Here is an 8791-nt window from a genome sequence, read left to right as displayed (position 1 = left end):
GGGCGAAGCGGGCAAAGGCTTTGCGGTTGTGGCGCAAGAAGTCAAAAACCTTGCCAACCAGACCGCCAAGGCGACCGAGGACATTGCCCAGCAGATCGGCTCGATCCAGTCCGAAACGCAAAACACGGTGGGCGCGATTGAACGGGTGACGGAAACCATTTCCAGCATCAACGAGATCGCCACCGCCATTGCCTCTGCGGTCGAGGAACAGGGGGCTGCGACCGCAGAAATTTCAGGCAATGTGCAACAGGCCGCCGCAGGTACCAACGAGGTATCTTCCTCTATCGGGATTGTGCGCAACACATCGCAGGAAACCGGCGAAGCCGCATCCAACGTGCAAGCGGGCGCGACCGAGCTTGCCAATGAAGCCCGCAATCTTGATGAGCAGGTCAAAAACTTCCTTGACCGGTTGCGCAATATCTAGATATCGGCCAACCAGCTCAAACCATCGTCAAAAGGACGGCACGGCAAACTGTGCCGTCCTTTTGTTTGATCCCGGTCGCGTTCGATGGTTGAATTACAAAAACAGATTGCGCTTTTTTCTAACAGTTCGGGGAAACTGTCGATGCTGCCACTTCCAGTAACAATCTGCATGACTGCCGTGTTTGTTCTGATGCTTACAGCACTGAGCCTGATGGTTTCTGTCCGGCGGTTTCAGCTTAACGTTCTAAGCGGTGACGGCGATGACACCACCTTGCGCCGGCGCATGCGTGCACACGGGAACTTCATTGAAAATGCCCCGCTTTGTGTGCTTCTCGTACTTGCAATTGAAGCCATCCTTGCCACCTCGACAATTATTTGGGTGGTGGCGATCATCCTGATGGCATCGCGCATCCTGCATGTTCTGGGAACATTGACCCGGCGCAAACAGATCATTGCCCCGGCCATGATCATGCAGCACATCACACTGGCAATTTGTGGCGTGTGGCTATTGATGCAGACCTTCGGAAATCTGAACGCGGGGAGCCTATGACGACAGCCGGTGAATTCGCCAATCCCGATATTGCGGCAAAATTCAACGCCTGCCCGGCGGCAGCCCGACGGGCCTTGATGTCGATCCGTGTGTGGGTCTTTGAACTCGCAGGCGAAATCGACGGGGTCGGCCCCGTAACGGAAAGTCTGAAATGGGGCGAACCGGCCTGGCGGCCCAAATCGGGATCGGGCATTACCATTCGGGCCGACTGGAAACCCGACACACCCGATCAGGTGATGATCTTTTTTGATTGCAAGACAGACCTGATTGACCGCACCCGTGCCCTGCTGTCACCAGACCTCAAGACCGAAGGCAATCGCGCAATAATTCTGCCCCTTGATCAGGCCCTTCCCGAACACGCCATCAAAACAGCCCTTGGCTGGGCATTGACCTATCACCGGGATCGCAAGTCTGCGGCAGCGAAATCTAGCTAAGCCCGCCATCTAGCCGGTCACGCAATGCACGCAAATCCCGGACCAGTCTTTTCGCCGTTTCAATATCCAAGCCGGTGGCCTCGAAAACGCAAAGCGGGACGTCTTCGGCCTGCTTGCGCAGTTCTTTGCCCTTATCGGTAAGACCGATGCGAACGGAGCGTTCATCTTTGGGGTCACGCTTGCGGGTAACCAGACCGTTCGCTTCCAACCGTTTAAGCAGCGGCGTCAACGTACTGGATTCCAGATACATCTTTTCACCGATGCTACGCACCGACTGATTGTCATCCTGCCACAGCGCAACCATCACAAGATATTGCGGATAGGTCAGGCCCAATGCTTCCAGCATTGGTTTGTAAACACGGTTAAAGGCATGCCCCGCCGAATAGACCGAAAAGCACAGAAACTTGTCAATATCGAGCAAATCATCCTTGGGGGTATCGCTCATCAATCGCATCCTTACATTGGCGAAGGGTTTGGCCCCCGAACATCTGTAACACAGGTTCGGTCAAGCCCGGAACACGGCGGGCCTCCTGAACAGGACAGACCAAGAGCCAAATTTATATCGTGCGCGATTAAATAACAAACGATTTTAATGCATGGCTGATGCACAAGAATTTATATCGTACACGATTAATTATTGTGCGATGTTTGTGCCGGATACAGTTCACATTGCGCCTGACGATGATCACAAAACTTTCACCCTCTTTCGTACAGGCGCACTTGCACCCGTGCCTTCCCGGCGACATATGAAGGTTTGATTTTCGACACAGCCGGGTTCTCACCAAGTCGAACCACCGTTCAAACAAAGGATGAAACCATGTCTGTTGATGTAAAATATACCGCAAGCGCCTCTGCCACCGGCGGCCGTGATGGTCGTGCGAAAACCGATGACGGCTCGCTTGATGTCAAACTGACCACGCCAAAGGAACTTGGCGGTGCCGGCGGTGAAGGCAACAACCCCGAACAGCTGTTTGCGATGGGTTACTCGGCCTGCTTTATTGGCGCGATGAAGGCTGCTGCTGGCCAGACCAAGATCAAGATGCCAAATGACGTCTCGGTTTCTGCCAAGGTCGGCATCGGACCGCGCGACGCAGGCGGCTTTGGCCTTGCAGTCGAACTCAAGGTATCCCTGCCGGGTCTCGATAAAGCCGACGCCGAAAAGCTTGTCGAAACGGCGCATACCATTTGCCCCTATTCCAACGCGACGCGCGGCAATGTTGATGTAACCACCACGATTGCCTAGAATTCCGTTCCCCCCTGCTGGTCAGCTCCCCCCAAACTGCTGACCGGCATTTTCAGGCCCGGTGTTACCCCGCACCGGGCCTTTTTCTGTTGTGTATCTACTTGTGAAACAACTATTTGTCCTGCACTGTGTTTGGCAGCGATCCCGCCAGTCACAAACCCATGACAAATTCAGGAAATCACAATGTCCAAGCAGCTCACCGTTCTTGCCACCGCACGCGCCAAACCCGGCATGGAAGAAGAACTGGGCAAACGTCTGTTGGCATTGGTCGAACCCTCCCGCGCCGAAGAAGGCTGCATCAGCTATGACATGCACCAGTCAAAAGATGATCCGGCGATCTGGATGGCCTATGAAAACTGGCGCTCGGAAGAAGACCTCGCCCGGCATTTCGAGATGCCCTACCTCAAGGCCTTTGGCCAGAGCAAGGATGAAGTCCTTGCACAGCCGCTTGAAGTCCGCAAATTCAGCCTCAAATCGTAACCGCTGATTTGATTTGAACGGCTTACAAACGTGCTTTTCGCTCTTTTCCTGTCCGCACTGACATCCGCCACCATCCTGCCCGGCACGTCCGAGGCAGCCTTGGCTGCGCTCATTGCATCGGGTGATCACAGCTTGTGGCTGCTGGTCCTGATCGCGACGGCGGGCAATGTTCTTGGTTCGCTCATCAACTGGTGGCTTGGCCTTTATGCCGAGCATTTCAAGCACAAGCGCTGGTTCCCCGTCTCGCCCGAAGCACTGGATCGCGCTTCACACTGGTTTGGCAAATACGGGCTGTGGTCATTACTGCTTGCCTGGCTTCCGATCATTGGCGATCCGTTAACGCTGTTTGCCGGGGTCATGCGGGTGCGCCTTCTGCCCTTCATCATTTTGGTGACCATTGGCAAGATGGCGCGCTATGCCATGATTGCGGGCGGAGCAACAGGATTGTCGAGCATGTTTTTCGGTTGAAGCAGGAAATAATTCTTCGAACTGTCAAAAAATAAAATCGATCCCCTTTAGAAAATCGACCTTTGATTTAAATATTAAAAAATAAATCAATTGTAATATTACATCATCAATGTTTTCCTTTGATCTAACAGAGCCGCGAAAAATACTTTTCACGGCCTGATTAAAAGGAATTTTATTATGGCTATCGAAATCCCTGCATGGACAAAGCCCGGAATTTGGGGCGGCATTATCGGCGCCGCACTGATCACCATTGTCGGTTTCAGCACCGGCTCGGTGGTGTCTGGTGGCACTGCGCAGGAAATGGCCGATGCAAGCAGCAAGGAAGCAACGATCTCGGCAATGGCACCGGTATGTGTCGCCCAGTTCAAAATGCTTTCGCCCAACAATCAGACGGCGGAACTTACAGCCCTTAAGGCTGAAAGCTCTTACAAGCGCGACGATTTCGTGATCAAAAAAGGCTGGGCAACAATGCCGGGCAGCGAAGAACCCAACGACGATATTGCGCGTCGCTGTGCAACGCTTCTGATGGATCTGACAACCAGCTGATCTGAAACCGGTTCCGGCAACACACCGGAACGGTACATAAACAGCAATCACCGCAACCGGTCTGACATCCGGTTGCGTTTTTTTTGCCAAAATCGAGGGTTTGTTTCTCGCAGATCAATTTTGTTCAATAAATGCGTCGCAAGACCCCGCATGCTGGCAACGAACAAAAAACGCCGATGCGAGGAACACCAGGATGTCCGCCTTTACCGCCACGCTTAGCCTTTATCTTTCCATGGCCGCCTTTGCGCTTGCGGCCTCCATCACACCGGGTCCGGTCAATATTCTGGTGCTGAGCTCGGGCGTGCAATATGGCTTTCGCCCATCCCTTCGCCTTGTCTTTGGCGCGACGGCGGGTTTTTGCCTTTTGCTGCTTATGATCGGGCTGGGCCTGCATGAACTGCTCGAAACCTTCCCGCAACTGACCACGATCATTCAGTGGGCCGGGGTGGCGTTCTTGCTGTTCATGGCCTGGAAGCTGGCAACGTCAGATGGTGAGCTGGGCAAAGGCACCGCCCAAACCGGGCCAAAGGCGATCACCGGTGCCGTCATGCAATGGCTTAACCCAAAAGCCTGGCTGGCATCCATCGCCGGGATGGGCGCCTATGCCGCGTCCGGCGCGCCAACCCTGATCTGGGAATTCACCGCCATTTACTTTGTCGTCTGCTTTGTCTCGGTCGCGTGCTGGGCCTATGCGGGCGCGTTCCTGTCACGCTTCCTTGGCGAACCATCGCGCGTTCAGATGTTCAACCGGGCGATGGCCGTGTTGCTGGCGGCGAGTGCAGCCTATTTGATCCTGGAATAATCCCCCGCACCCCGTTCCCCATAGTCGGGTTGTGGAAACTCCGGGCGGGTCACAGTCACCCGTCCGCTTTTTTTGTCCAAATCACGCGACCTGTGCGCGGGCATATTGCCGTGGGGTTGCCGCCATCAGGCGCTTGAAAATACGCTGGAAATGCGCCTGATCGGCAAAGCCGGTTTCAAGCGCGACATCGACGATCTTTTCACCCTGCCGCAGGGCATGGCGCGCACGCTGCACCCGGCAATTGATCAGATAGGCATAAGGCGTCATGCCAAACGTCTTTTTGAATGCGCGCACCAGATGCGACCGGGAATAGCCGACCAGCCCGGCCAGCTCGTCAAGCCCGATATTCTCGGCATAATGCGCCCGGATATACTCGCCCACATCGGCCATTTTCCGGTCCTGCATCGCCCCACCAACATTGGCCGCACGATCAAGCACACCGCGCCGATCCAGCTTCACATGCAAATCGCCAAAGAACGACACCATCGCCGTTTCCTTGCCAAGAATATCCACATCCGGATTGGAAAGCGTATCAGCCAGATCCAGCAAGCCGTCATAAAGATGCGGATCGCGGCTCAGCATATCGGAAAACATGGCAAACTTGCCGGCGGCGTCGGCATCAAGTTCAATCTGAAGATCCAGAAGCCAGTCCGGGTCGACAAACAGCATGTCATAAACCCAGTCCGCCCCCTTGACCGGGTTGCAGCCATGAACATCTTCCGGGTTGAGGATCACCACAGACCCTTCTTGCGTTTCATGGGTTTTGCCCCGGTTCCAGTACGTACTGTAACCGCCCTTCACCGTTCCGATGGAAAATGTATCGTGGCTATGACGCTCGTAACAAACCGAATGCCCGTCCGCCACGCGCCGCAGCTCAACAAACGGCATCGCGTCATCGCGCCAGAAATGCTGATTGCGGGTATTGGGGGCTGCCATTGCGGTCCGTCTTCTTGTGATCGGGTGATTGCCTTACAAATTCCAAGATAGGTCAATTTCACCGGTAGCGCCACTGTCGCTGTCTGCTTATAGTGCCCCAAATGTTCGATGATCGTTCCGAAGAGTCTCAACCGCGTTTCATGCCGCCTAACGCACCTGTCATGGTCGTTGGATTGCGTCACGCCGTGTTTTTATCGCCTGATGGCGAGATCGAGGAACTCCCGCACGGGGCCGCGGCCAAGCGTGCGCGGTCATCACGCCCCATTCTGGTTCATACCCCGGCCTGTGCACGGCGGCTGAAATCCGATCCGTTTCCGGCCCATGATTTGCTGGAACTTTTTGCCTTTGTCCGCCCCGCACAGTTTTGTGTCCCGACCCCGCGCGGCATTGCATTGGCGACGGGCCAGAAGCCGGCCGATGACCTGATTGGTCAGGCAGAGGCACTGGCAGAAGCCATGAAACGGCTTTTGCAGGAACTCGCCACCCTTCATCGCAACAAACGCGGTCCGGCCCTGTCGGTTGCTTGGCCGATGGCACGCGGCCACTGGCCGTGGGGTGTTTCGGTTCTGGCGGCCCTTGGGGCTGATGGCGATGGCCCGCATCGCTATGCGGTGTATGAGGGCCTTAAAGTCTGGAAAAAGCTTGGCGAATGGGCTGAACATGCCCCGCCACCGCCACCGGCCAATTATCCGGTTGATCCCAAGGATGCCCGTAAACGCCTGAAAGACCTGCTTGGCGAAGGCGCGGAAGAACGCCCGCAACAGGCCGATTATGCGTCGTCCGTATGTTCGGCCTTTGGCCCACGCCTGCATGATGGTGCGCCCAATATCGTCCTGGCCGAGGCCGGAACGGGGACCGGCAAGACATTGGGTTATGTCGCCCCGGCGTCCCTTTGGGCCCAGAAGAATGACGGCGCGGTCTGGATTTCGACCTATACCCGCAACCTGCAACGCCAGATCGATCAGGAACTCGATCGCCTGTATGACGATCCCAAGGACAAGCGCCTGAAGGCCGTCGTGCGCAAGGGCCGGGAAAACTATTTCTGCCTGCTGAATTTCGAAGAAGCCCAACGCCCGCTTAATCAACAACCGCATCAGGCTACCCCATTGGGCCTGATTGCCCGATGGGCGTCGCATACGCGTGATGGCGACATGGTCGGCGGTGATTTCCCCGCTTGGCTGACCGAATTGCTCGGCAACCGGTTCACCGGCGCATTGGCCGATCAGCGCGGCGAATGCATCTATGCCGCCTGCCCGCATTATTCAAAATGCTTTGTCGAAAAGACTGTGCGCCGCGCCCGCTCGGCCGAGATCGTGGTGGCCAACCATGCACTTGTCATGGTGCAGGCGGCCTTGGGTGGGCTTGATGATGCCTCCATGCCGACACGTTACGTGTTTGACGAGGGCCATCATTTGTTTGACGCCGCCGACAAGGCATTTTCATCCCACCTGACCGGGATGGAGGGGCAGGAACTTCGTCGTTGGCTTTTGGGCGCAGAGCAAAAGGGATCATCGCGTGCACGCGGCCTGAAACAGCGCCTTGAAACGTTGATCATGGACCGCGATGAACTGCGCGATGCCGTCAATGCCGTAATTGTCGCTGCCCAATGCCTGCCCGAACAAGGGTGGCTGTCGCGCATTCATGACGGGTCACAACATGCCAAGGGTCCGGCGGAAACCTTCCTTGCCCATGTCCGGGCACAGGTCTTGGCACGCTCGTCTGACGGGGATCGCGGCTATTCGATTGAAACCGATTGCAAACCGGCCTTGAACGAGGTTCTGGCCAGTGCCGCTGATCTTGATCGCGCGCTCGAGGCCATGGAAAAACCGGCCAAATCGCTGATCAAGATCATTGCCCATATGCTCGATGAAAAGGCCGACGAGCTTGACAGTGCCGAACGCCAGCGCCTTGATGCCGCCATAAGGTCGCTTGAACGCCGTGCGATCATGCAGGTCGGTGCGTGGCGGGACATGCTGGCTTCCCTTGTCGAGGAAACACCGAAAACCTTTGTCGACTGGTTTGCGATTGAACGCCAGTTTGGCCGGGATTTCGATGTTGGCATGCATCGCCATTACCTTGATCCGACCATCCCGCTAACCACGTCACTCGCCCCCACCGCGCACGGCATGGTGGTGACATCTGCGACCCTGCGTGATGGTACAGGCGATGAAGAATTCGACTGGGCCGTGGCAGAGGATCGCACGGGGGCCGCCCACATGCCGCTTCCGGCCATCCGGGCAGCAATGAAAAGCCCGTATAACTACCGCGAACAAACCCGCGTTTTCATCGTCAATGATCTCGGCCGGGATAACCCGGACCATATCGCCGCGGCCTATCGCGAGCTGTTTTTGGCATCGGGTGGCGGCGCCCTTGGCCTTTTCACCGCAATCACGCGGCTGCGCGCGACTTATGAGCGCCTTACGGGGCCGATGGATGACGCGGGCCTGCAACTTCTGGCCCAGCATATCGACGGCATGGATGTCTCGACGCTCATCGACATCTTCCGGGTTGAACGCGATGCCTGTCTGCTGGGTACCGACGCGGTACGCGACGGGGTGGATGTGCCGGGCGACAGCCTTCGCCTGATCGTCTTTGACCGCGTGCCATGGCCCCGGCCCGACATCCTGCACCGCGCACGCAAGTCCGCCTTCCACGGCGCACGCTATGACGACATGCTCACAAGGCTTCGCATGAAGCAGGCGTTTGGCCGCCTTGTTAGGCGTGCCGAGGATCGCGGTGTGTTTGTCCTGCTTGATAACCGCATGCCATCACGGCTTCTGGGTGCCTTTCCCGACGATGTCGAGGTCCAGCGTGTTGGCCTGCGCGAGGCGATTGAACAAACGCGGATCTTCCTTGGCAACGACCGGGATAGCGAAGAAGGTTAATCGGTTTCTTTGGCCTCAATTGTG

11 protein-coding genes are annotated in these 8791 nt (G+C 56.4%); 9 read left to right on the top strand and 2 right to left on the bottom strand.

Annotation, left to right across the window (positions count from 1 at the left end):
• From B2R48_RS09240 to B2R48_RS09230, 3 genes are all read left to right on the top strand, one after another.
• Window positions 1-424 (top strand): methyl-accepting chemotaxis protein (locus tag B2R48_RS09240; RefSeq protein ID WP_296999509.1); only part of this gene is annotated, 424 nt, incomplete at its 5' end.
• 141 nt (window positions 425-565) lie between these two features.
• Window positions 566-973, top strand: a complete 408-nt coding sequence (locus B2R48_RS09235; protein ID WP_296999507.1) for an MAPEG family protein — start codon at window positions 566-568, stop codon at window positions 971-973.
• The gene (locus B2R48_RS09230) at window positions 970-1407 is read left to right on the top strand and encodes a DUF1801 domain-containing protein (protein WP_296999505.1); all 438 of its coding nucleotides are present in this window, start codon (window positions 970-972) and stop codon (window positions 1405-1407) included. The genes B2R48_RS09235 and B2R48_RS09230 overlap by 4 nt, the downstream gene beginning before the upstream one ends.
• On the opposite strand, the gene B2R48_RS09225 is transcribed toward B2R48_RS09230, so the two are convergent.
• The gene (locus B2R48_RS09225) at window positions 1400-1852 is read right to left on the bottom strand and encodes a MarR family winged helix-turn-helix transcriptional regulator (protein ID WP_296999503.1); all 453 of its coding nucleotides are present in this window, start codon (window positions 1850-1852) and stop codon (window positions 1400-1402) included. The two genes, B2R48_RS09230 and B2R48_RS09225, sit on opposite strands and share 8 nt — an antisense overlap.
• Before the next feature lie 372 nt (window positions 1853-2224).
• Between B2R48_RS09225 and B2R48_RS09220 the strand changes: the two genes are divergently transcribed.
• From B2R48_RS09220 to B2R48_RS09200, 5 genes are all read left to right on the top strand, one after another.
• Complete coding sequence (locus B2R48_RS09220; protein WP_062955597.1) at window positions 2225-2650, top strand: organic hydroperoxide resistance protein; 426 nt, start codon at window positions 2225-2227, stop codon at window positions 2648-2650.
• A gap of 183 nt (window positions 2651-2833) precedes the next feature.
• Window positions 2834-3130, top strand: a complete 297-nt coding sequence (locus B2R48_RS09215) for a putative quinol monooxygenase (protein ID WP_296999500.1) — start codon at window positions 2834-2836, stop codon at window positions 3128-3130.
• Window positions 3131-3160: 30 nt separating this feature from the next.
• Window positions 3161-3598 carry a YqaA family protein gene (locus B2R48_RS09210; RefSeq protein ID WP_296999498.1) on the top strand — a complete coding sequence of 146 codons (438 nt, stop codon included), beginning with the start codon at window positions 3161-3163 and terminating at the stop codon, window positions 3596-3598.
• Between the two features lie 177 nt (window positions 3599-3775).
• The gene (locus B2R48_RS09205; protein ID WP_213474694.1) at window positions 3776-4144 is read left to right on the top strand and encodes a hypothetical protein; all 369 of its coding nucleotides are present in this window, start codon (window positions 3776-3778) and stop codon (window positions 4142-4144) included.
• Between the two features lie 193 nt (window positions 4145-4337).
• Window positions 4338-4946 carry a LysE family translocator gene (locus B2R48_RS09200; protein ID WP_296999496.1) on the top strand — a complete coding sequence of 203 codons (609 nt, stop codon included), beginning with the start codon at window positions 4338-4340 and terminating at the stop codon, window positions 4944-4946.
• Between the two features lie 81 nt (window positions 4947-5027).
• On the opposite strand, the gene B2R48_RS09195 is transcribed toward B2R48_RS09200, so the two are convergent.
• Window positions 5028-5882 carry an AraC family transcriptional regulator gene (locus B2R48_RS09195; RefSeq protein WP_296999494.1) on the bottom strand — a complete coding sequence of 285 codons (855 nt, stop codon included), beginning with the start codon at window positions 5880-5882 and terminating at the stop codon, window positions 5028-5030.
• A gap of 101 nt (window positions 5883-5983) precedes the next feature.
• Here B2R48_RS09195 and B2R48_RS09190 point away from each other — a divergent pair, with 101 nt between their 5' ends.
• On the top strand, window positions 5984-8767 hold the full coding sequence (locus tag B2R48_RS09190; protein ID WP_296999493.1) for an ATP-dependent DNA helicase: 2784 nt from the start codon (window positions 5984-5986) through the stop codon (window positions 8765-8767).
• Window positions 8768-8791: the final 24 nt, after the last annotated feature.

This window comes from Thalassospira sp. UBA848, assembly GCF_002295455.1.
In the GTDB taxonomy this organism is placed as follows: Bacteria; Pseudomonadota; Alphaproteobacteria; order Rhodospirillales; family Thalassospiraceae; genus Thalassospira.
This window is presented reverse-complemented; position numbering and strand designations above follow the sequence as displayed.